The organism is Micromonospora sp. WMMD1102, from assembly GCF_029626265.1.
Taxonomy (GTDB): Bacteria; Actinomycetota; Actinomycetes; order Mycobacteriales; family Micromonosporaceae; genus Plantactinospora.
Genome location: NZ_JARUBN010000001.1, coordinates 2,980,193 through 3,001,186 on the forward strand (window position 1 = coordinate 2,980,193; position 20,994 = coordinate 3,001,186).

20 protein-coding genes are annotated in these 20,994 nt (G+C 72.2%); 12 read left to right on the top strand and 8 right to left on the bottom strand.

The window, feature by feature from the left end; all coding sequences use genetic code 11:
• Positions 1 to 31 precede the first annotated feature (31 nt).
• From O7626_RS13230 to O7626_RS13250, 5 genes are read right to left on the bottom strand one after another with little or no spacing between them, the layout of a single operon-like run.
• Entirely contained in the window at positions 32 to 1,633 is a 1,602-nt protein-coding gene (locus tag O7626_RS13230) for a thiamine pyrophosphate-binding protein (RefSeq protein ID WP_278061467.1), read from the bottom strand.
• Positions 1,630 to 2,571, bottom strand: coding sequence for an ABC transporter ATP-binding protein (locus tag O7626_RS13235; RefSeq protein WP_278061468.1), 942 nt, complete (start codon positions 2,569 to 2,571; stop codon positions 1,630 to 1,632). Before O7626_RS13235 ends, O7626_RS13230 begins: the two co-directional genes overlap by 4 nt.
• Positions 2,568 to 3,440, bottom strand: a complete 873-nt coding sequence (locus O7626_RS13240) for an ABC transporter permease subunit (protein ID WP_278061469.1) — start codon at positions 3,438 to 3,440, stop codon at positions 2,568 to 2,570. The genes O7626_RS13235 and O7626_RS13240 overlap by 4 nt, the downstream gene beginning before the upstream one ends.
• Positions 3,437 to 4,288, bottom strand: coding sequence for an ABC transporter permease (locus tag O7626_RS13245; protein ID WP_278061470.1), 852 nt, complete (start codon positions 4,286 to 4,288; stop codon positions 3,437 to 3,439). The genes O7626_RS13240 and O7626_RS13245 overlap by 4 nt, the downstream gene beginning before the upstream one ends.
• Entirely contained in the window at positions 4,285 to 5,244 is a 960-nt protein-coding gene (locus tag O7626_RS13250) for an ABC transporter substrate-binding protein (RefSeq protein WP_278061471.1), read from the bottom strand. The genes O7626_RS13245 and O7626_RS13250 overlap by 4 nt, the downstream gene beginning before the upstream one ends.
• 345 nt (positions 5,245 to 5,589) lie before the next feature.
• Here O7626_RS13250 and O7626_RS13255 point away from each other — a divergent pair, with 345 nt between their 5' ends.
• The 7 genes from O7626_RS13255 to O7626_RS13285 all read left to right on the top strand — a co-directional run bounded on the left by O7626_RS13255 (position 5,590) and on the right by O7626_RS13285 (position 11,903).
• Positions 5,590 to 6,771 (top strand): thiolase family protein, encoded by a 1,182-nt coding sequence (locus tag O7626_RS13255; protein WP_278061472.1) that lies wholly within the window; start codon positions 5,590 to 5,592, stop codon positions 6,769 to 6,771.
• 85 nt (positions 6,772 to 6,856) lie between these two features.
• On the top strand, positions 6,857 to 7,642 hold the full coding sequence (gene pcaH / locus O7626_RS13260; protein WP_278061473.1) for a protocatechuate 3,4-dioxygenase subunit beta: 786 nt from the start codon (positions 6,857 to 6,859) through the stop codon (positions 7,640 to 7,642).
• Entirely contained in the window at positions 7,635 to 8,348 is a 714-nt protein-coding gene (gene pcaG / locus O7626_RS13265; protein ID WP_278061474.1) for a protocatechuate 3,4-dioxygenase subunit alpha, read from the top strand. The genes pcaH and pcaG overlap by 8 nt, the downstream gene beginning before the upstream one ends.
• Positions 8,323 to 9,825: a 3-carboxy-cis,cis-muconate cycloisomerase gene (gene pcaB / locus O7626_RS13270; protein ID WP_278061475.1), complete on the top strand. Its 1,503-nt coding sequence runs from the start codon at positions 8,323 to 8,325 to the stop codon at positions 9,823 to 9,825. Before pcaG ends, pcaB begins: the two co-directional genes overlap by 26 nt.
• A complete protein-coding gene (gene pcaD / locus O7626_RS13275) occupies positions 9,822 to 10,739 on the top strand; it encodes a 3-oxoadipate enol-lactonase (protein ID WP_278061476.1) in 918 nt (305 codons plus the stop codon). The genes pcaB and pcaD overlap by 4 nt, the downstream gene beginning before the upstream one ends.
• Complete coding sequence (gene pcaC, locus O7626_RS13280) at positions 10,732 to 11,112, top strand: 4-carboxymuconolactone decarboxylase (protein ID WP_278061477.1); 381 nt, start codon at positions 10,732 to 10,734, stop codon at positions 11,110 to 11,112. Before pcaD ends, pcaC begins: the two co-directional genes overlap by 8 nt.
• Positions 11,109 to 11,903, top strand: coding sequence for an IclR family transcriptional regulator (locus tag O7626_RS13285; RefSeq protein ID WP_278061478.1), 795 nt, complete (start codon positions 11,109 to 11,111; stop codon positions 11,901 to 11,903). Before pcaC ends, O7626_RS13285 begins: the two co-directional genes overlap by 4 nt.
• 28 nt (positions 11,904 to 11,931) lie before the next feature.
• Here O7626_RS13285 and O7626_RS13290 read toward each other — a convergent pair whose 3' ends face one another.
• A complete protein-coding gene (locus O7626_RS13290; RefSeq protein WP_278061479.1) occupies positions 11,932 to 12,540 on the bottom strand; it encodes a DUF1349 domain-containing protein in 609 nt (202 codons plus the stop codon).
• Positions 12,541 to 12,738: 198 nt separating this feature from the next.
• Between O7626_RS13290 and O7626_RS13295 the strand changes: the two genes are divergently transcribed.
• The gene (locus O7626_RS13295; protein ID WP_278061480.1) at positions 12,739 to 14,016 is read left to right on the top strand and encodes an Ig-like domain-containing protein; all 1,278 of its coding nucleotides are present in this window, start codon (positions 12,739 to 12,741) and stop codon (positions 14,014 to 14,016) included.
• A gap of 142 nt (positions 14,017 to 14,158) precedes the next feature.
• On the opposite strand, the gene O7626_RS13300 is transcribed toward O7626_RS13295, so the two are convergent.
• Together O7626_RS13300 and O7626_RS13305 are read right to left on the bottom strand one after the other, a co-directional pair.
• Positions 14,159 to 14,506, bottom strand: a complete 348-nt coding sequence (locus tag O7626_RS13300) for an Lsr2 family protein (RefSeq protein WP_278061481.1) — start codon at positions 14,504 to 14,506, stop codon at positions 14,159 to 14,161.
• Between the two features lie 279 nt (positions 14,507 to 14,785).
• Positions 14,786 to 15,916, bottom strand: a complete 1,131-nt coding sequence (locus O7626_RS13305) for a LacI family DNA-binding transcriptional regulator (protein WP_278061482.1) — start codon at positions 15,914 to 15,916, stop codon at positions 14,786 to 14,788.
• A 338-nt stretch (positions 15,917 to 16,254) separates the two neighbouring features.
• On the opposite strand from O7626_RS13305, the gene O7626_RS13310 reads away from it, so the two are divergent.
• From O7626_RS13310 to yjfF, 4 genes are all read left to right on the top strand, one after another.
• Entirely contained in the window at positions 16,255 to 17,199 is a 945-nt protein-coding gene (locus tag O7626_RS13310) for an ABC transporter substrate-binding protein (RefSeq protein ID WP_278066145.1), read from the top strand.
• 103 nt (positions 17,200 to 17,302) lie between these two features.
• Complete coding sequence (locus O7626_RS13315; RefSeq protein WP_278061483.1) at positions 17,303 to 18,901, top strand: sugar ABC transporter ATP-binding protein; 1,599 nt, start codon at positions 17,303 to 17,305, stop codon at positions 18,899 to 18,901.
• Positions 18,901 to 19,956: an ABC transporter permease gene (locus tag O7626_RS13320; RefSeq protein WP_278061484.1), complete on the top strand. Its 1,056-nt coding sequence runs from the start codon at positions 18,901 to 18,903 to the stop codon at positions 19,954 to 19,956. Before O7626_RS13315 ends, O7626_RS13320 begins: the two co-directional genes overlap by 1 nt.
• Positions 19,953 to 20,951 carry a galactofuranose ABC transporter, permease protein YjfF gene (yjfF, locus tag O7626_RS13325; protein ID WP_278061485.1) on the top strand — a complete coding sequence of 333 codons (999 nt, stop codon included), beginning with the start codon at positions 19,953 to 19,955 and terminating at the stop codon, positions 20,949 to 20,951. The genes O7626_RS13320 and yjfF overlap by 4 nt, the downstream gene beginning before the upstream one ends.
• Positions 20,952 to 20,994: the final 43 nt, after the last annotated feature.

The following is a 20,994-nucleotide window of genomic DNA, read 5'->3' on the forward strand; positions in this document are numbered from 1 at the left end:
AGCGGTGTGCCGCCTCGGCGAGGCGGAAGGGTCAGGGCGCGAGGTGCGGCTCCGGGTGCACGGCGACGTCCAGCAACAGCGGCCCGGTCCGGGTGGCGAGATCCGGCAGCACCTCGTCCAGCACCTCGAGTAGTTCCGGGTGGCTGCGGATCCGCCGGGCGGGGCAGCCGAACGACCGGGCCAGGCCGGCCACGTCCACCTCGCCGAAGGCCGGCCAGGGCGGCTTGCCACCGTGCTGTTCGGCGAGCTGGTCCAGCACCGCGTACCGGCCGTTGGACAGGACCAGGTAGAGCACGCCGCAGTTGTATCGCGCGGCGCTCCAGAGTCCCTGGATCGCGTAGAGCGACGAGCCGTCCCCGAGTACCGCCAGCACCGGCCGGGTCGGGTCGCCGAGCCGGAGCCCGGCCGCCGCCGGCAGCCCGAAGCCGAGGCCGCCCATCGCCGCGCTGACGAAGCCGCCCGGCTGCCTGGCCGGCAGCATCCGGTGCAACTCGGGCCGGGTCGACGGGGTCTCCTCGACCAGCACCACGTCGGCCGGCAGGCGCCGGGCGAGGGCGGCGAAGACGTGTGACGCTCGCAGCGGTTCGCCCGGTGCCGGTGGCGGCACCGGAGCCGGTCCTGCTCGGGCGGGGGCGGGACGGTCCCGGGGTGCCACCCGGGCGGCCAGCGCGGCGCAGGTCAGCGCCGGGTCGGCCAGCACCGCGAGGTCGGCCTCGCTGCGGTGCAACTCGTCCGGGTCGGCCGAGACCACCGCGACGGTCAACCCGGGCGGCAGCAGCGGGCCGGGTTCGAAGACGTACTGCCGGAACGCGGCGGTGCCGACCACCAGGGCCAGGTCGTGCCCGGCGAGGGTGGCGCGCAGCCGGGAGCGGGTGGCCGGCAGGTGGCCGGCGAACCGGGGGTGGTGCTGCGGGAAGCCGGCCCGGGCGCCGAACGCCTCCTGCCAGACCGGCGCCCCGATCCGGTCCGCGAGCGCGGCCAGCGCGTCCCAGGCCGCCCGCTGGTCCGCACCGGCCCCGACCACCAGCACCGGGGCGGAGGCCGCGTCGACCAGTCGGGCCAACTCGTCGAGCGCCGGCCCGGGTCCGGTAGCCGCCGTGGCGACCAGCTCCGGGGCGGCCCGGCCCAGCGACGGGTCCACCTCGGCGGTCCAGTCGTCCGTCGGCACGACCACCAGGGCCGGCCCGCGCCGGAGGGCAGCCTCGTGCCAGGCCCGCCGGACGGCCGCCGGCACGTCCTGGGCCAGCACCGGCTGCTCCACCCGGACCGGGTACGGCTCGGCGAGCCGGTCGAGCCGGCCGGCGAGGAACGGTTCGGCAGCCAGGTGCCGGCGGTCCTGCTGCCCGACGAGCACCACCAGGGGAGCCCGGTTGACCCGGGCGGTGGCCAGTGCGCCGACGGCGTTGCCGAGTCCCGCCGTGGTGTGCAGGTTCACCACCGCCGGCCGCCCGGTCGCCAGCGCGTATCCGGTGGCCATCCCGACCACCGAACCCTCGTGCAGGGCGAGGACGAACTCCAGGTCGTCGGGGAAGTCGGCGAGGAACGCCAGCTCGGTCGAGCCGGGATTGCCGAAGACCCGGCGTACGCCGTACCGGCGCAGTACCGCCAGGGTGGCATCCCGGACGGTAGTCATCCGGCTGCCGCACCGCTCGAAGCGCTGCGCGGGGCGCCGTCCGGGGTGGCGGCCGGAGCGTCACTCGGGGTGTCGCTCGGGGTGTCGCCCCGGGTGTCGGGGGCGGCGTCGGCCGGGGCGGGGGCGGCGCCCTTGGCCCGCTGGATCTGGCCGAACACCTGGGCCCGGAGCTGCCCGAACCGGGCCGACGAGCGGGTGCCGAGCTGGTCCCGCTCGGCCGGCAGGTCGATCGGCACGTCGTCGAGCACCACGGTCGGCGCCCCGGAGAGCACCAGGACCCGCTGGCCGAGGTAGACCGCCTCGTCGATGTCGTGCGTGACGAACAGGACTGTCACGCCGAGCCGCTGCCACAGCGACCGGACCAGGTCCTCCAGGTCCGCCCGGGTCTGCGCGTCCACGGCGGCGAACGGCTCGTCCATCAGCAGGATGTGCGGCTCGTACGCGACCGCGCGGGCCAGCGCCACCCGCTGCTGCATGCCGCCGGAGAGCTGCCACGGATAGGCGTCCGGCACGTCGCCGAGACCGACCGCGTCGAGCGCCTCGGCGACGAGTTGCCGGCGGCGGGACCGGGTCAGCGTCTTCTTCTGCCGCAACGGCAGCTCGACGTTGCGGGCCACTGTCATCCACGGGAAGAGGCTGCGGCCGTACTCCTGGAAGACCACGGCCATGCCGGGCGGCGGGCCCTGCACCGGCGCGCCCTCCAGGACCATTTCGCCGGAGGTCGGTGGCAGCAGGCCGGCGATGCACTTGAGCAGCGTGGTCTTGCCGGCGCCGGACGGGCCGACCACGCAGACGAGTTCTCCGGCGCCGACCGAGAAGGTGAGGTCCCGGATCGCCTCGACCGACCGGCCGCGCCCGGTGTAGACCTTGTGCAGCGCGCGGACGTCGAGCAGCGCTCCGGCGTCGCCGCCCCGGTGGTGGTCGTCTGTCGGGTTCATCGGGGCCCATCGTCTCGTCGGGACTGCCGCAGGCCGGAATACCAGTGCAGGGCGGACCGCTCGACCAGCCGCAGCAGCATGGCGAGCAGGAAGCCGAGCAGGCCCAGCAGCAGGATGCCGGTCCACATGTCGGTGACCGCGAAGTTCCGCTGGAACTGCACGATGGTGAAGCCCAGCCCGTTGTTCGCGGCGAACATCTCGCTGATCACCATCAGGATGATGCCGACCGAGAGCGCCTGGCGCAGGCCGGCGAAGATCTGCGGTGAGGCGGACCGGATCACCAGGTGCCAGAGCCGGGCGGGGCCGCGGATGCCGTAGCAGCGGCAGGTCTCGGTGAGCACCTCGTCGACCGCCCGCACCCCCTCCACGGTGTTGAGCAGGACCGGCCAGAGGCAGCCGGAGAAGACCACCAGCACCTTCATGGTGTCGCCGAAGCCGGCCAGGAGCATCAGCACCGGCACCAGCACCGGCGGCGGGACGGCCCGGAGGAACTCCAGTACCGGTTCGCAGAACGCGCGGACCCGCCGGAAGGAGCCGACCAGGACGCCGAGCCCGACGCCGACGACGACCGCGAGCAGGAAGCCGGCGGTCAGCCGCAGCAGGCTCGGCAGCACGTCCGCGCGGAGCCGGTCGCCGTGCAGCCAGACGTCGTCGAAGCTGGCCAGGATCTCCGACAGCGGCGGGAGGTAGTAGGTCTGGCTGTCCGCCGAGAGCACCCACCAGAGGGCGAGCAGCCCGACCGGCAGGCCGAGGACGGAGACGACCCACCACAGGACCCGGCCGGCGGCGGCCAGGCTCCGCCGCCGGGCACCGGGCCGCTGCCGGGACACGTCGGCGGGTACGTCCACCGGTGCCGTCGACCGACTCATCCGGCGTCCTCGCCGCGTACCGAGGGGTGCCAGTGCAGCACCGCGCGTTCGAGTTGCCGGGCCAGCACGTTCAGCGCCACCCCGAGCAGGCCGGTGACGACGATCAGGGCGTACATCGAGTCGACCGCGCCGCCGGACTGGGCCCGGTTGATCTCGTTGCCCAGCCCCGGGGAACCGATGATCAGCTCGGCGGTGATGGCCAGGATCAGCGCCACGGCGGCGGCGAGCCGCACCCCGGTCAGCAGGTACGGCAGCGCGGTCGGCCAGAGCAGGTGCCGGATCCGGGCCCACCGGCCGAGCCGGAAGCTGTGCGCGGTGTCCCGGGCGACCGGGTCGACGTCCCGGACGCCGTACAGCACCTGGACGAGGACCTGCCAGAACGCCGCGTAGACCACCAGCAGCAGTACCGAGCGCAGGTCGGTGCCGAAGAGCAGCACGGCGAGCGGGATCAGCGCGACCGAGGGGATCGGCCGGAGGAACTCGACGGTCGAGGCGGTGAACTCGCGCAGCACCGGCACGGTGCCGAGGACGAAGCCGACGACGACGCCGAGGGCGACCGCGACGGCCAGGCCGAGGAACCAGCCGCGCAGCGTGTCGGCGACCGCCGCCCAGAACCGGCCCTCGCCGAGCAGTTCGCCGAGGGCGACCGCGATCTCGCTGGTCGGCGGCAGGTAGTCCGCCGGGACCAGCCCGAGCCTGGGCGCCACCTCCAGGCCGAGCAGGAAGGTGGCGAAGCCGGCCAGCCCGAACAGTGCGGTGCCGCCGCGCGGTCGGCCGGTCCCGCCGGAGCGCCCGGCCGGAGCCGGTGCGGTCCCGGCGGGCGGCGCCGCGACGGCGGCCCGGGTCACGGCAGCAGTTCCGCGACGTCGACCTTCTCCTTGAGCAGCCCGTCGCCGAGCATCAGGTCGGCCAGGGTCTGCACCGAGGCGCGGTTGATCTCGGCAGGCCAGGCCGGCAGGGTGATCTTCGCGGCCACCGCCGGGTCGATCTGGGTGTACGTCTGGAGCACCTGACGCGCCTCGTCCGGGTGCTCCTGGGCGTACTTCAGGGACTTCGCCATCGCCGCCCTGAACCGCCCGGTCAGGTCGGCCCGCTGCGTGATGGTCTGCTCGGTGGAGAAGTACGCCGCGACGGTCATGTCCGGGATCGCCTCGGCGAAGTTGTAGGCGACCACCCGGGCGCCCTGGTTCTGCGCGATGGTGAAGAAGGGCTCGACGAGCATCGCCGCGTCGACCCGCTTGGCCAGCACCGCCGCCGGCATCTCCGGGAAGGGCAGCTCGGTCCACTTGATGTTCGACGGGTCGCCACCGGCCTTGCGGACCGAGGCCCGGGTGGTGGTGTCGGTGATGTTGTTCAGGTTGTTGATCGCGATGTTCTTCCCGGCCAGGCCGGCCGCGTTGGTGATCGGGCTGTCCGGTGGCACCACCACGCCGCCGAAGTCCGCGCCGGGCTTGCCGGTCGAGGCGTTGCCCACCGTGATCGCCTTGACCGGGATTTTCTGCGAGCGGGCGGTGATCAGCGAGACGACGTTGCCGAACGCGAAGTCGAACTGGCGGCTGACCACGCCGGTCACCGCGATGGAGCCGCCGGTGGTGTTCACCACCTCGACTTCGATGTTCTGTTCCCGGAAGAAGCCCTTGGCGATGCCGAGGTGCAGCGGGGCGACGTCGACGATCGGGATCGCACCGACCTTCACCCGGTCCACGCCGCCGGAGCCCGCGCCCGACGGGTCGTCGGAGGAGCCGCAGGCGGCGGCGGTGAGCAGGACGGCGATCGCGGCGGCGGTGGCGGCGAGACGGCGCATCGGGGTCTCCCGGCGTCCGGCGGTCCCGACGGGACCGGGCTGGACGGCTCCCGGGGGAGCCGAGGGGGGGTGGTCGCTAGCCGAACGAGTGTTCTCAAGCGGAACGTTGGCACAGTGGGCGATTCACGTCAACAAGCGTCCGGCAACTTCTCCGGTGATCGACCGGACCCCTGCGCCGAGTGGTGCCGAGGGCTGGTCGACAGCGGTGCCAAGGGTTCGGCGGCCGGGGTGACGGGGGCTCGTTGACGGATCGCCAGCGTGGGACTACGTTCGTCAAGAGCACGGAAGTGCGTATGTCGAACGCTTCTTGAGCTGCGGGAACGGCGGTGACGAGGGGGAGACAAGGTGGCCAACGACGTGTACGTGCTCGACGCCGTACGGACCCCGATCGGGCGGTACGGCGGCGCGCTCGCGCAGGTACGCCCCGACGACCTCGCCGCGCACGTGCTACGGGAACTCCTCCGGCGCAGCCCCGACCTCGACCCGGCCCGGATCGACGACGTACTCCTCGGCAACGCCAACGGAGCCGGTGAGGAGAACCGGGACGTGGCCCGGATGGCCGTGCTGCTCGCCGGCCTGCCACCGACGGTGCCCGGTGCGACGGTCAACCGGCTCTGCGGCTCCGGCCTGGAGGCGGTGATCGGGGCGAGCCGGGCGATCGCGGTCGGCGACGCCTCGATCTGTGTCGCCGGGGGAGTCGAGTCGATGACCCGGGCACCCTGGGTGCTGCCCAAGCCCGAGCACGGCTTCCCGCGCGGCCACGAGACCCTGCACTCCACCACCCTCGGCTGGCGCATGGTGAACCCGGCGATGCCGGCCGGGTGGACCGCCTCGCTCGGCGAGTGCACCGAGATCCTCGCCGAGCGGTACGGGATCTCCCGCGACGAGCAGGACGCCTTCGCCGTACGCAGCCAGCGGCTCGCCGCCGGGGCGTGGGCCGCCGGGGCGTACGCCGACGAGGTCAGCACGGTCCCCGGCACGGACCTGGAGTCCGACGAGAGCATCCGGCCGGGCACCACGACCGAGGCGCTGGCCCGGCTCAAGCCGGTGTTCCGGCCGGACGGCACGGTGACCGCCGGCAACTCCTCCCCGCTCAACGACGGGGCGAGCGCGCTGCTGCTCGCCGACCGGGCCGGTGCGGAGGCGGCCGGCCGCACCCCGCTGGCCCGGATCGTCTCCCGTGCGGTCGTCGGCGTCGACCCGCAACTGTTCGGCATCGGCCCGGTACGCGCCGCCGAGCAGGCGCTGCGCCGGGCCGGCGTCGACTGGTCGGACCTGGCCGTGGTGGAACTCAACGAGGCGTTCGCCGCCCAGTCGCTGGCCTGCCTGGCACAGTGGAACGAACTCGACCCGCAGATCGTGAACCCGCAGGGTGGGGCGATCGCCCTCGGCCACCCGCTCGGCTCCTCCGGGTCGCGCATCCTCGGCTCACTGGCCTGGCAACTGCACCGCCGCGGCGGCGGGCTGGGCCTCGCCGCCATCTGCATCGGCGTCGGTCAGGGCCTGGCCGTCGTACTGGAAGCCTGAGGCCCGACGGGTCGTGCCGGAGGGTCCGAGGGCCGTACCGGAGACGGTTCGAGGGCCGAAGTGGAAGCTCGACGGGAGGACGGCGATGACCACCGACCACATCCGCAGTGCCGGTCCCGACCTGCCGGCGGATCCGCCGGCCCGGTCCGGCGGGCTGGCGCTGCCCCGCTACCGGCACGACGACCCGGACACCCATCCGCCGATGCTCTTCCCCGACTACGGCTCGACCAGCCTGCGCGCCCCGAAGCAGCCGCTGGCCCTGCTGCCACAGCGGCTGACCGAGGTGACCGGACCACTGCTCGGCGAGGGTCGGCTCGGCGACCTGGACCACGACCTGACCCGGCAGCATGCCGGAGAACCGCTGGGTCAGCGGATCATCGTGCACGGCCGGGTGCTGGACGGCAACGGCCGGCCGGTGCCGGACACCCTGGTGGAGATCTGGCAGCCGAACGCCGCCGGCCGGTACCGGCACGCGCTCGACAACTGGCCGGCGCCGCTGGACCCGAACTTCACCGGCGTGGGCCGGACCCTGACCGACGCCGACGGGCGCTACCGGTTCGTCACCGTGCAGCCGGGCGCCTATCCCTGGCGCAACCACCCCAACGCCTGGCGGCCGGCGCACATCCACTTCTCCCTCTTCGGCAGGGCCTTCACCCAGCGGCTGGTCACCCAGATGTACTTCCCGGGCGACCCGCTCTTCTTCCAGGACCCGATCTTCAACTCGGTCCGCGACCCGCTGGCCCGGGACCGGCTGATCTCCCGCTACGACCACTCGGTCACCGAGCCGGAGTGGGCGCTCGGCTTCGAGTTCGACGTGGTGCTGCGCGGCCGGGACGCGACCCCCTTCGAGGACGGCGACGACGATGACTGAGCACCCCGAGACTGAGCACCCCGAACCGGTCGGGCAGCCCGAGCCGACCCGACACCCCGACCTGGCCCCGGCCTTCGGCAGCGGCCCGGCCGTCGACACCGCGCCGCCACCGGCCGGCACCCCTGCATTCGGCCCGACGCCGTCACTCGGCTCGACACCATCGCAGACGGTGGGGCCGTACCTGCACATCGGGCTGCTCTGGCCGGACGGTCCGGACGTGGTGCCGGAGGGCACCCAGGGCGCGATCTGGATCCGCGGCCAGATCTTCGACGGTGCCGGGGCGGCGGTGCCGGACGCGCTCGTGGAGAGCTGGCAGGCCGACCCGGAGGGCCGGTTCGACCATCCGGACGATCCCCGGGGCGCCCGCCCGCCGACGATGCCCGGGTTCCGCGGCTTCGGTCGCAGCGCCACCGACGCCGAGGGCCGGTACGCGATCCGTACCCTGAAGCCCGGCGCGCTGCCCGGCCCGGACGGTGCGACCGAGGCGCCGCACCTGAATCTGTCGGTCTTCGCCCGTGGGCTGCTGCACCGGCTGGTGACCCGGCTCTACTTCCCGGACGAGGCGGCGGCGAACCTCGCCGACCCGGTGCTCGGGTCGATCGACCCGGCCCGCCGCGCCACCCTGGTCGCCCGGCCGGCCCCGGACGGGTTCCGGCTCGACATCCACCTACAGGGTCCGGATGAGACCGTCTTCTTCGCGCTCTGACCCGGCGTCCGCCGTCGACGGCATCGGCACGAACAGCAGGACCGACGTCGACGGCCCCGACGTCGCGGGCCTCGGCACGGGCGACATCGCCGACGGCACGGCCGCCCGGACAACCGGCGGGCTGCTCAGCGGGCTCAGCGGCGCCGCCGAGGTGGACGCCGAACTGACCGACCGGGCGCTGCTGACCGCGATGCTCGACGTCGAGCGGGCACTCGCCGAGGCGGGCGCCGAGTGCGGGGTACTGCCGGAGCCGGCCGCCGCGGAGATTGCCCGGCACTGCCGGCCGGAGCTGTTCGACCTCGCCGCGCTCGCCGAGGGAGTTGACGCCGCCGGCAACCCGGTGGTGCCGCTGGTCCGCCGGCTCACCGAGGCGGTGCCGGCCGCCGCCCGGCCCTGGGTGCACCACGGCGCGACCAGCCAGGACGTGCTGGACAGCGCGTTGGCCCTGCTGGCGGTCCGGGCCGGCGGGCCGCTGCTGCGCCACCTCGATGCCGCGACCCGTGCCGCCGCCGGGCTCGCCGACCGGCATCGGGAGACGGTGCTGCTGGCCCGTACCCTCGGCCAGGCAGCCGCGCCCACCACCTTCGGACTGAAGGCCGCCGGCTGGCTGCTCGGCCTGCTGGACGCCCGGAGTCGGCTGGTCGCCGCCCGGTCCGCGCTGCCGGTGCAGCTCGGCGGTCCGGTCGGCACGCTGGCCGCGCTCGGCCCGGCCGGACCGGAGATCGTCGACCGGCTCGCCGCCCGACTCGGCCTCGCCGCGCCCCGGCTGCCCTGGCACACCCGGCGGCAACCCCTGCTCGACCTGGCCGCCGGGCTCGGCAGCCTGCTCGCGACCACCGGCAAGATCGGCCTGGACGTCGGGTTGCTGGCCCAGACCGAGCTGGCCGAGGTCGCCGAGGGCGGCGGTCCGGGCCGGGGCGGCTCGTCCGCGATGCCGCACAAGCGCAACCCGGTGGACGCGGTCCTGCTCGGCGCGGCGGCCCGGCGCGGGCCACACCTGGTCGGCACCCTCTTCGCCGCCGCCGTCCAGGAGCAGGAACGGGCTGCCGGCGGCTGGCACGCCGAGTGGGAGCCACTGCTCGACCTGCTCCGGCTGGCCGGCGGGGCGGCCGGCCGGACCGCCCGGTTGCTCACCCGGCTGGAGGTGCGTCCGGAGCGGATGCGGCACAACCTCGACGCGCTGGGCGGCCTGACCCTCGCGGAGGCGGTCGCCGCCCGGCTCGCCCCGGCACTCGGCCGGGGCGGCGCGCACGAGACGGTGGCCCGGGCAGCCGCCGCACCGGACTTCCGGGCCGCGCTGCTGGCCGACCCGGCCGTCCGGGCCGAGCTGGCCGAGGAGGAACTGGACCGGGTACTCGATCCGGCCAACTGGCTCGGCTCGGCCGGCACCTTCGTGGACCGGGCGTTGGCGGACTACCGGGCGTCCGGGGCGTGCCGGGCGTCCGGGGCGTACCGGGATGCGGGGGAGCAGTCGTGAGCGCCCGGCTGCACGCCTGTGTCGACGGGCCGTCCGGAGCACCCGCGCTGGTGCTCGGCAGCTCGCTCGGCACCTCCGGGGCGATGTGGCTGCCGCAGTTGCCGGCGCTGACCCGGCGGTACCGGGTGATCCGGTACGACCACCTCGGGCACGGCGACTCCGACGTGCCGGCCGGGCCGTACACGATCGCGGAGCTGGGCCGGGCCGTACTCGGGCTGCTGGACGACCTCGACCTGCCCCGGGTCTCGTACGCCGGACTCTCCCTCGGCGGGATGGTCGGGATGTGGCTCGCCGCCAACGCCCCCGAGCGGATCGACCGGCTGGTGCTGCTCTGCACCTCGGCGTGGCTCGGTCCGGCCGCAGGCTGGCGGGACCGGGCCGCCGCCACCCGGACCGGCGGGATGGAGACGGTCGCCGACGCGGTGCTGGGGCGCTGGTTCACCCCGGATTTCGCCGTGCGCCGGCCGGAGCTGGTCGCCGCGTACCGGTCGATGCTCACCGCCACGCCGCCCGAGGGGTACGCCGGCTGCTGCGAGGCGATCGCCGCGATGGACCTGCGGGACGACCTGGCCCGGATCGCCGCGCCGACCCTGGTGCTGGCGGGTGCCGACGACCCGGCTGTCCCGGTCGAGCACGCCCGGTTGCTGGCCGACCGGATTCCCGGTGCCGGCCTGGGCATCATCGACGGCGCCGCCCACCTGGCCAGTGTGGAGCAGCCCGACCGGGTCGGCCGGCTGATCCTCGCCCACCTCGCCGCCGCCGCTCCCGACCCCGCCGGCGCGGATTCCGTCACCGCCGCTGCCGCCGGCCCCGGCGACGGTGCGGCCGATGCCGGCCGGGGTCGACGGGGCGGACGGGAGGAGAGGGGCGGACGAAAGGAGCGGGGCGGACGGGAGGAGCGGGTGGATGGATGACCGGGATCGGCACGCCGCCGGGATGGAGGTCCGGCGTGAGGTGCTCGGCGACGCGCACGTGGACCGTGCCGTAGCCGGCACCGACGACTTCACCGCGGACTTCCAGGACCTGATCACCCGGTACGCCTGGGGCGAGATCTGGACACGCCCCGGACTGGACCGGCGTATTCGCAGCTGCGTCACGCTCGCCGTGCTGGCCACCCTGCACCACGACGAGGAGTTGGCGATGCACGTCCGGGCCGCGCTGCGCAACGGGCTGACCCGCGAGGAGGTGCGGGAGGTCCTGCTCCAGGTGAGCGTCTACGCTGGCGTTCCAGCGGGGAACCGGGCGTTCAAGGTCGCCCAGGAGGTGCTGCGGCAGGAGGACGGGTGACCGAGGTGACCGGGGAGACGACCCGGGCTGGCGAGTTCGTCCAGTCGCTGGAGCGAGGGCTCGCGGTCATCCGGGCGTTCGACGCCGACCATCCGCAGTTGACGCTCAGCGAGGTGGCCCGGTCCACCGGGTTGACCCGGGCCGCCGCCCGGCGGTTCCTGCTCACCCTGGTCGAGCTCGGCTACATGCGTACCGACGGGCGGCTCTTCTCGCTGCGCGCCCGCATCCTCGAACTCGGCTACGCCTACCTGTCCAGCCTGAGCCTGCCGGAGGTCGCCCAGCCGCACATGGAGAGCCTGGTCGCGCAGGTGCACGAGTCCTGCTCGATGTCGGTGCTCGACGGCGACGAGGTGGTCTACGTGGCACGGGTGCCGACGAAACGGATCATGACGGTCGCGATAAGCGTCGGTACCCGCTTCCCGGCGTACGCCACCTCGATGGGGCGGGTGCTGCTGGCCGCCCAGCCGACACCATGGCTCGACGACTACCTCGGCACCGCCGAGTTGCGTGCACTCACCAGGCGTACGGTCACCGACCCGGCGCGGCTGCGGACCATCCTGACCCGGATCGGCAACCAGGGTTTCGCCATAGTCGACCAGGAGCTCGAGGAGGGACTGCGGTCGCTGGCCGCCCCGATCCGGGACGCCGACGGTGCGGTGATCGCGGCGTTGAACGTCTCCGCGCGCGCCAGCCGGGGCAGTTCCGATGCGATCCGCAAGGAGCTGTTGCCGCCGCTGCTCGCCACCGCCAGGCGGATCGAGGAGGACCTGCACGGCGGACAGCGACGCTGAGCGCGGCGACGTCGAGTGGGCGGCGGGGCTACCGGCCGTCGCGCAGATCTCCCAGCGGGCTGGCCGAGAAGCTGATCCGGTCGAACCAAACCGCGCAGCCGGCACCGGTCGGCGACTGCGCGGAGAGGCCGAACTGCACCGGAGTCGCGGCCGGGTCGAGCCGGAAGTGCCGGACGAACTCCCAGCGTGCCCCGTCGGTGCTGGCGTGGAACGCCCAGGCCGGGCCGAGCCGGGAGATCCGCAGCCAGAGCGGGGCACCGTCGGCGACCACGAAGCCGTTGGCGTCGTCGGAGACGTCCCGGGTGATCACCGAGACCACCATCGGGGCACCCTGCGGCGAGCGTTCGTAGGCGAGCTTGGCCCAGTGCCGGGGGCCCGACCAGAGGATCAGGCAGCCGGCGTCGTAGCTGGCGGCGAAGTCGACCCTGACCCGGGCCGAGAACTGGAAGTCGCTCTCCGGCGCCGGGGTCAGCAGACGGGGCGCCGACAGCACCGGCTCGCCGCCGGCCGGGTCCACGAAGATGTCGGTCTCGGCCGGCGCGCTCACGGTCAGCCCGGCGCTGCCGTCGCGGGCCCAGTCGGGCGGCGCGACCGCCCACTCCAGCGGGGTCGGGAGGCCGAGATCGATCTGCTGCATCCGAGCAGGATGCCAGAAACCACGTGGCCGCGGGCACCCGTCGGCGACGGAATGGGAGAAAAACACCGGTCCATCCGGGGTTTACCGCCTGGTTGAGCGGCGATTCCCCGGGTAATGGCGGTTCTCGCCGCGCCGCGGCGGAACCATCCAGCGCGCGAAAGGCTGCGGCCGGGAGCGGAGGGAATGGGGTGGGGGAGCATGGTACTGAGGCGTCGAGCGGTGTTGTTGATGATGCTCGTGATGACCGCCATACCACTGGTTCTGGCGGGCTGTACGGGCAATCCGCTCAAGCGTGCCGGCCGGCCGGCGCCGCCACCGGCGAAGTTGGCGATTACCCCCGCACCGGATAGCCGGGATCTGCCGACCAGTGTCGAGATCGGTACGGCGGTGACGGACGGGAAGGTCACCGACGTGGTGCTGACCGATGCCGGCGGCGCCCGGGTCGATGGCGCGATGCGGGCCGATGGCACGAGCTGGATGCCGACCAGGGCGCTGGCGAACAAGCAGACCTATACCGCGGAGGTAACGGCGAAGAATGCCGCCGGGAAGGCGGTGACCCAGAAGACGACCTTCAGCACCATGGACAAACCGGCTAAGCGCACCGTGACCAACCTTAATCTGCAGAGTGACCAGACCTACGGCGTGGCGATGCCGATAACGGTGTCATTCGACTCCGACATCCCCGCCGAGGCGCGGGCGGGGATCCAGCGGCGGCTGCTGGTCAGCACCGACCCGCCGCAGCCGGGGGTCTGGTCGTGGGACGGGAACGGTCGCCAGGTCTCCTACCGGGCTCCTGATTTCTGGCGGCCCGGCACGACGATCGGCGTCCGGGCGGCACTGGACGGGGTGCCGATGGGCGGCGGCAGCTACGGCGACACCGACCGGGCCGGTACGGCGAAGATCGGCAACCGGCAGTTCCTGGAGATCGACAACTCCACCAAGCAGATGTCGGTGTTCAAGGACGACGTGCTGGTCAGGAAGATCCCGGTCAGCCTCGGCAAGAGCAGTACCCCGACGTCGAGCGGCAAGATGGTGATCATGGAGAAGCACGAGACCACGGTCTTCGACACCACGGGATCCCCGGACCCCTACGTGGTCACCGTCTCCAACGCACAGCGGCTGACCTGGGGCGGCGAGTTCATCCACGCCGCGCCGTGGTCCGTCGGCGACCAGGGCGAACGCAACGTCTCGCACGGCTGCACCAACGTCTCGGACGAGAACTCGGAGTGGCTGATGGAGACGACCAGGATCGGCGACCTCGTGACCGTCAAGGGCACCGAGGTCACCCTCGACCAGGGCAACGGCTGGACCGCCTGGAACGTGGGCTGGGACGAGTTCGTCAAGGGCAGCGCCCTGCCGGTGCCCGCCGACATCAAACCGGCGACGCCGACGCCGGGCGCACCGGCCAGCGGCGGCCCGCCGGCCGCCGAGAAGCCGGCGGCGCCGAGGTCGTCGTCGAGCCCCGGTGGCCGGTGACGGCCCGGCGATAGGTGGCCGGCACACGCGCGTGCCACCGGCGACGAGGCGTCGCCGGTGGCACCTGGCGGTCGCGGGTGGTGGTCTCACCGGGCGGGCGTGCCGGTGGAAATCGGGTACGCCCGCGCGTGTCCCCACCGGCTCACCGGCTGTTGTACGCCTGCACCACGTTCGACGGAATACGACCCCGCTCGGAAACCTCGTAGCCGTTCTGCACGGCCCATTCCCGGATGGCGCGGTTCAGGTCGCGGTCACTGCGGGTCGGGCTCGTGGCGCCACCGCGCCGACCCGACCGACGGCTTTCGACCGGGCCGCGTCCCACCCGGCTGCCCGCGTGGATGTAAACGTCCAGCGCCTTGCGGAGCTTGCCGGCGTTCTTATCGGACAGGTCAATGGTGTAGTTGACGCCGTCCAGGCCGAACTCGACAGTGCGGTCGGCCTCGCCGCCGTCGAGGTCGTCGGTCAGAAGTGTGATTACCTGCTTCGCCATGGTCGATTACTCCTCGTGAGCATTTATTGCCAGGAGTCGAGTTTGACTGATCGTGTGCCAATTCTGCAAGCCATTGGGCATTTCCCGCGCGTCGCGGCGCCTCCGGCAGTTCCGTTCCGCGCCCTTGGCGCGCGGGGTTTCCCGCCACGAGTAAGGCTTCCGTGGTATGCCGTGCGCGCGGCACGCGGGTGCGCGGTGTCATTGCCGCCCGCTCCGCGCTATCCCGATTAATCCGCCGCCGCGCATTCCGGGTACGCACCGGCCGGCCGGACGCGGCGGTCAGCCCGAGGCCGGACCGGAAGGCGCCGGACCGGAAGATGCGGGAGCAGAAGGCGCCGGACCGGAAGACGTCCGTGTGGAAGGCGCCGGACCGGAACTGGTCCGGACGACGAACCGAGGGGTCAGCGCGACCCGGCGGTCGGTCCGGGTGCTGCCGCTTTCCAGCTGCTCGATCAGCAGGTCCAGGCTGCGCCGGCCCAGTTCGGCGAAGTCCTGCCGGACGGTGGTCAGCGGCGGCAGGAAGTAGCCCGACTCCGGTACGTCGTCGAAGCCCACCACGCTGACCTCCTCGGGCACCCGGCGGCCGGCCTCGTGCAGGGCGCGCAGCGCACCGAGCGCAATCTGGTCGTTGCCGCAGAAGATGGCGGTGACCGTCGGGTCGGCGGCGAGGGCCCGGCCGTGCTCGTAACCGGCCCGGGCACTCCAGTCGCCGAGCCGGGGCGCCGGCACCGGGGCACCGGCGGCGTGTAGCGCCTCCCGCCAGCCGTCGATCCGGTCCCGTGCCTCCGGCCAGTCCGGCGGACCGGCGATGTGCTGCACCGTGGTGTGCCCGAGCCCGAGCAGGTGCCGGGTGGCCATCGCCGCTCCGGTGGCGTTGTCGATGCAGACCGTCGGCACGTGTTCGCCGCCGCCGCCGACGCCGACCACGGCGAGTCCGGGCGGCGCCTGGGCCAGCGCGGTACCCACACTGCTCTGCGGCGCGATCGCCACGATGCCCTCGACCGACTGCTCGCAGAGCCGGCCGACCGCGTCCAGCACCGACTCCCGCTCCAACGCCCGTACGGTCGCCACGCTGACGAAGTAGCCGGCGGCCCGGGCGGCCTGTTCGAGACCGTACAGAGTGGAGGCCGGGCCGAAGAGCGTGGTCTCGTAGGCGATCAGTCCCAGCGTGCGGGACCGGCGGGTCACCAGGGTCCGGGCCGCCGAGTTGCGCCGGTAGTTCAGCGCCCGCATCGCGGCGAGTACCCGCTCGCGGGTATCCGGCCGGACGTTCGGGTGGTCGTTCAGCACCCGGGAGACCGTCTGGTGGGAGACCCCGGCCAGGCGCGCGACATCGCGCATCACCGAGCCCCGGGTCCGGGGCGGCGGGCCGGCCGGCTGGTTGCCGGCGTCGATACGGTCAGCAGTCAACGCCGCGCTCCTTCGTCTCGGCGGCCGTGTCGGTGCGGGTCCGCCGGACTTCGATCATCACGGATCCATACCGTCGCCGGAAGTACCCCTTGACGGCCGGCATGAGAACGTTAACACTCACGAAACAGGAAGCCCTGTAGATCGTCCGGCGTGCCCCGAGGGTCGGCGTTCTTGGTGGCAGACTAGGCCGGATCCGCGATCCTCCGGCATCACGTGGGTGATGACCAGGGGTGTCGGTCGGCCGTGCGTGTGAACGGTAACTACGACAGACAACGATGTTCCCAGGCGAGGAGGAAACGGTGCTGAAAAAGATCTCCGCCGTTGTACTCGGCGGACTGATGGTGACCGCGTTGGCCGCCTGCGGAGGCGACGGCGGCGAGGGCAGCGGCTCCGGTACCGACGATGGCAAGATCACGCTGGGCTTCGCGCAGGTGGGCGCGGAGAGTGGGTGGCGTACCGCGAACACCAAGTCCATCCAGGACTCGGCCAAGGAGGCTGGGATCACCCTCCAGTTCTCCGACGCGCAGCAGAAGCAGGAGAACCAGATCAAGGCGATCCGGTCGTACATCACCCAGAAGGTCGACGTGATCGCCTTCTCGCCGGTGGTGGAGTCCGGTTGGGACACGGTGCTCCGCGAGGCGAAGGACGCCAAGATCCCGGTCATCCTGACCGACCGGGCGATCGACTCCCCGGACAAGACGCTGTACAAGTCCTTCATCGGGTCCGACTTCGTGCTCGAGGGGAAGAAGGCCGGTGAGTGGCTGGTCACCGAATACCAGGGCAAGAGTGAGCCGGTGAACATCGTGGAGCTGCAGGGCAGCACGGGTTCGGCGCCGGCCAACGACCGCAAGTCCGGCTTCGCGGACGTCATCAAGGCGGACCCGAAGTTCAAGGTGATCGCCTCGCAGACCGGCGAGTTCACCCGGGCCAAGGGCAAGGAGGTCATGGACGCCTTCCTCAAGGCCAACAAGGACATCGACGTGCTCTACGCGCACAACGACGACATGGGTCTGGGTGCGATCGAGGCGATCGAGGGTGCCGGCCTGAAGCCCGGGGTCGACATCAAGATCATCACTGTCGACGCGGTGAAGGACGGCATGCAGGCGCTCGCCGACGGCAAGATCAACTTTATCGTCGAGTGCAGCCCGCTGCTCGGCCCACAGCTGATGGACCTGGTGAAGAAGGTCGTCGCCGGTGAAACGGTGCCGGAGCGGGTGGTCACCGAGGAGACCACGTTCAACCAGGAACAGGCCAAGGCGGCACTGCCGACCCGGCAGTACTAGCCGAGGCGGGCGCGGCCACTACGCCGGCAGTACGAGCTGACGCGACGACGCCGGCGCGGCGACCGCGCCACAGCGCAACGACCGCGACGGAGGAGGAGAGCGGATGGAGACGGCGGGGGAGCCCCGGGCGATCCTGACCATGGCCGGCATCGGCAAACGGTTCCCCGGCGTACGGGCACTCGACGAGGTCGACTTCCGGCTCTTCCCCGGCGAGGTGCACGCGCTGATGGGCGAGAACGGTGCCGGCAAGTCGACGCTGATCAAAGTGCTGACCGGGGTGTACGACGTGGACGAGGGCGAGATAGTCCTCGGCGGCACCCCGGTCAGCTTCACCGGCCCGTTGCAGGCGCAGCAGGCCGGGATCAGCACCGTCTACCAGGAGGTCAACCTCTGCGCCAACCTCTCCGTCGCGGAGAACATCTACATCGGCCGGGAGCCGCGCCGCTTCGGCGCGATCCACTGGAGCGAGCTGCGGCGACGCTCCCGGCTGCTGCTCGACGGGCTGGGCCTGGACGTCGACGTCTCGGCCCCGCTCGGCAGCCTCTCGCTGGCGCTGCAGCAGATGGTGGCGATCGCCCGGGCGATCGACATCTCGGCCAAGGTGCTGATCTTGGACGAGCCGACCTCCAGTCTGGACGCCGACGAGGTCGGGCAACTCTTCCGGGTGATGCGCCAGCTCAAGGGCGAGGGGATGGCGATCCTCTTCGTCAGCCACTTCCTCGACCAGGTCTACGAGATCTCCGACCGGATGACCGTGCTGCGCAACGGGCGCCGGGTCGGCGAGTACGCCACCCGGGAGCTGAGCCAGCTCGACCTGGTCAGCGCGATGATCGGCAAGGAACTCGCGGCGCTGGAGGAGTTGGAGGAGCAGCCCCGGCGCTCGCTGGCGGCGCTGGAACGGGACCAGCCGGTGGTCGAGGCCGCCGGGCTGGGCCGCGCCGGGGCGATCGCCCCGTTCAGCCTCACCATCCACCGCGGTGAGGTGGTCGGGCTGGCCGGACTGCTCGGCTCGGGGCGTACCGAGGTGGCCCGGCTGCTCTTCGGCGCGGATCGGGCCGACGCCGGAGAGCTGAGGGTGGACGGCGAACCGGTGGCCGTGCGGGGCCCGCGCACCGCGATGGCCCGGGACATCGCCTTCTGCTCGGAGAACCGGCGCACCGAGGGACTGGTCGCCGAACTCACCGTCCGGGAGAACATCATCCTGGCCCTTCAGGCCGCCCGGGGCTGGTCCCGGCCGCTGCCCCGGCGCCGCCAGGACGAACTCGTCGACAAGTACGTCAAGGCGCTGCGCATCGTGCCGGCCAACCCCGAGGCGCTGGTCGGCCAGCTCAGCGGCGGCAACCAGCAGAAGGTGCTGCTGGCCCGCTGGCTGATCACCGAACCGCGGCTGCTGATCCTGGACGAGCCGACCCGGGGCATCGACGTCGGTGCCAAGGCCGAGATCCAGCGCCTGGTGGTCACCCTCTCGGACGGCGGGATGGCGGTGCTGTTCATCTCCGCCGAACTGGAGGAGGTGCTCCGGCTCAGCCACAAGATCGCCGTACTCCGGGACCGCCGGATGGTCGACGAGCTGGCCAACGACGACGAGGTGACCGCCGACCGGATCCTGGCGGTCATCGCCAGCGGCAACGGCGCGGCGGCACCGGACGCGACACCGCAACCGCACGATCCGGACGTCGCCGTCGTCCGGGAGGAGGCGTGATGGCCAACCTTGTCCGGCACCGGTTCTTCTGGCCGCTGCTGACCCTGGTGGTGCTGCTGGTCAGCAACCTGTTCTTCACCCCCGACTTCTTCGCCGTCGACGTCCGGCAGGGGCACCTCTACGGCAGCCTGATCGACATCGTCCGGTTCGGGGCACCGCTGATCCTGGTCTCGCTCGGCATGACCCTGGTGATCGCCACCGGCGGCATCGACCTCTCGGTCGGCTCGGTGGTCGCCATCTGCGGCGCGCTGGCCTGCCTGCGGATCAGTGAGCTGGGCGACCAGAACAGCGTGGTCGGGGTACTGATGGCGGTGGGGCTCGCCCTCGGGCTGGCCCTGCTGCTCGGCGCCTGGAACGGCCTGCTCGTCGCCCAGGTCGGCATCCAGCCGATCATCGCCACCCTGATCCTGATGGTCGCCGGGCGAGGGCTGGCCCAGCTCATCACCGATGGTCAGATCATCACGATCAACAGCTCGCCCTACAAGCTGATCGGCGGCGGCTACTGGCTGACCGTGCCGTTCTCGATCCTGATCGCGCTGCTGGTCTTCGGGCTGGCGCTGCTGCTGACCCGGCGCACCGCGCTCGGCCTGCTCATCGAGTCGGTGGGCGGCAACGCCGAGGCGAGCCGGCTGGCCGGCATCCACGCCCGGCGGATCATCTTCACCGGGTACGTCTTCGCCGCGTTCTGCGCCGGGGTCGCCGGACTGATGATCAGCTCCAACGTCTCCAGCGCGGACGGCAACAACGCCGGCCTCTGGATCGAGCTGGACGCCATCCTGGCGGTGGTGATCGGCGGTACGTCACTGGCCGGCGGGCGGTTCTCGCTCGGCGGTACGGTGCTCGGCGCGCTGATCATCCAGACGCTCACCACCACCATCTACAGCATCGGCATCCCGCCGGAGACCACGCTGCTGTTCAAGGCGCTGGTCGTGACGATCGTCTGCCTGCTCCAGTCGCCCGCCTTCCGGGCCAAGGTCTTCGGGCGGCGCCGCAAACCCCCGCCGCCGCCCGCGCCCGAGCCCGAACGGCAGTCGAAGGTGGAGGTGCCGGCATGACCGCGGTTCCCGGGACGGCGCGCAACGGGCGGGCGCGGGCGCTGCGGCCGCAGCAGAAGTACCTGCCGATCTTCGCCACCTCCGCCCTGCTGGTCCTGATGTACGTCGCCGGGGTGCTGCGCTACGACGGCTTCTCCGACACCCAGGTCGTGCTGAACGTCTTCGTCGACAACGCGTTCCTGCTGGTGGTCGCCGTCGGCATGACGTTCGTGATCCTGACCGGCGGCATCGACCTGTCGGTCGGCTCGGTGGTGGCGCTGACCACCATGCTCTCCGCCTCGCTGCTCGAGGAACGGGGCTGGTCGCCGTACCTGGTGCTGCCGCTGGTGCTGCTGATCGGCGCCCTGCTCGGCTTCGCGATGGGCTGCATCATCCACTACTTCGAGATCCAGCCGTTCATCGTCACGCTGGCCGGGATGTTCCTGGCCCGGGGGCTCTGCTACACCATCAGCACCTCCTCGATCACCATCGACGACCCGTTCTGGACCTCGATCGCGCAGCACCGGATCCGGTTCGGCGGCTTCTTCATCTCCGCCAGCGTGGTCATCGCGCTGCTGGTGGTGGCGATCGGCATCTATGTGCTCGGCTACACCAGGCTGGGTCGCAACACGTACGCGATCGGCGGCAACCCGCAGTCGGCGCTGCTGATGGGGCTGCCGGTGGGGCGTACCCGGATCGCCGTCTACACCATCAGCGGGTTCTGCTCGGCGCTCGGCGGGGTGCTGCTCAGCTTCTACATGCTCTCCGGCAACAACGGCCACGCGGTCGGCCTCGAACTCGACGCGATCGCCGCGGTGGTGATCGGCGGCACCCTGCTGACCGGTGGCTCAGGCTATCTGGTCGGCACCGTGCTTGGGGTGCTGGTGCTCGGGCTGATCCAGACGATCGTCACCTTCCAGGGCAACCTCAGTTCCTGGTGGACGAAGATCGTGATCGGCGTATTGCTCTTCGTGTTCATCGTGCTGCAACGCACCGTGACGAAGCGACAACCATAGGTGTCGGTCGGCAGTGGCTCGGCGCTCGGAGGCGTCCCCCGGC

Bases quoted from the DNA above. Each gene is read 5' to 3' on its own strand.
- O7626_RS13230 (WP_278061467.1), bottom strand. From the start codon at position 1,633: ATGACTACCGTCCGGGATGCCACCCTGGCGGTACTGCGCCGGTACGGC.
- O7626_RS13235 (WP_278061468.1), bottom strand. From the start codon at position 2,571: ATGAACCCGACAGACGACCACCACCGGGGCGGCGACGCCGGAGCGCTG.
- O7626_RS13240 (WP_278061469.1), bottom strand. From the start codon at position 3,440: ATGAGTCGGTCGACGGCACCGGTGGACGTACCCGCCGACGTGTCCCGG.
- O7626_RS13250 (WP_278061471.1), bottom strand. From the start codon at position 5,244: ATGCGCCGTCTCGCCGCCACCGCCGCCGCGATCGCCGTCCTGCTCACC.
- pcaH (WP_278061473.1), top strand. From the start codon at position 6,857: ATGACCACCGACCACATCCGCAGTGCCGGTCCCGACCTGCCGGCGGAT.
- pcaG (WP_278061474.1), top strand. From the start codon at position 7,635: ATGACTGAGCACCCCGAGACTGAGCACCCCGAACCGGTCGGGCAGCCC.
- pcaB (WP_278061475.1), top strand. From the start codon at position 8,323: ATGAGACCGTCTTCTTCGCGCTCTGACCCGGCGTCCGCCGTCGACGGC.
- pcaC (WP_278061477.1), top strand. From the start codon at position 10,732: ATGGATGACCGGGATCGGCACGCCGCCGGGATGGAGGTCCGGCGTGAG.
- O7626_RS13290 (WP_278061479.1), bottom strand. From the start codon at position 12,540: ATGCAGCAGATCGATCTCGGCCTCCCGACCCCGCTGGAGTGGGCGGTC.
- O7626_RS13295 (WP_278061480.1), top strand. From the start codon at position 12,739: ATGGTACTGAGGCGTCGAGCGGTGTTGTTGATGATGCTCGTGATGACC.
- O7626_RS13300 (WP_278061481.1), bottom strand. From the start codon at position 14,506: ATGGCGAAGCAGGTAATCACACTTCTGACCGACGACCTCGACGGCGGC.
- O7626_RS13310 (WP_278066145.1), top strand. From the start codon at position 16,255: ATGGTGACCGCGTTGGCCGCCTGCGGAGGCGACGGCGGCGAGGGCAGC.
- O7626_RS13315 (WP_278061483.1), top strand. From the start codon at position 17,303: ATGGAGACGGCGGGGGAGCCCCGGGCGATCCTGACCATGGCCGGCATC.
- O7626_RS13320 (WP_278061484.1), top strand. From the start codon at position 18,901: ATGGCCAACCTTGTCCGGCACCGGTTCTTCTGGCCGCTGCTGACCCTG.
- yjfF (WP_278061485.1), top strand. From the start codon at position 19,953: ATGACCGCGGTTCCCGGGACGGCGCGCAACGGGCGGGCGCGGGCGCTG.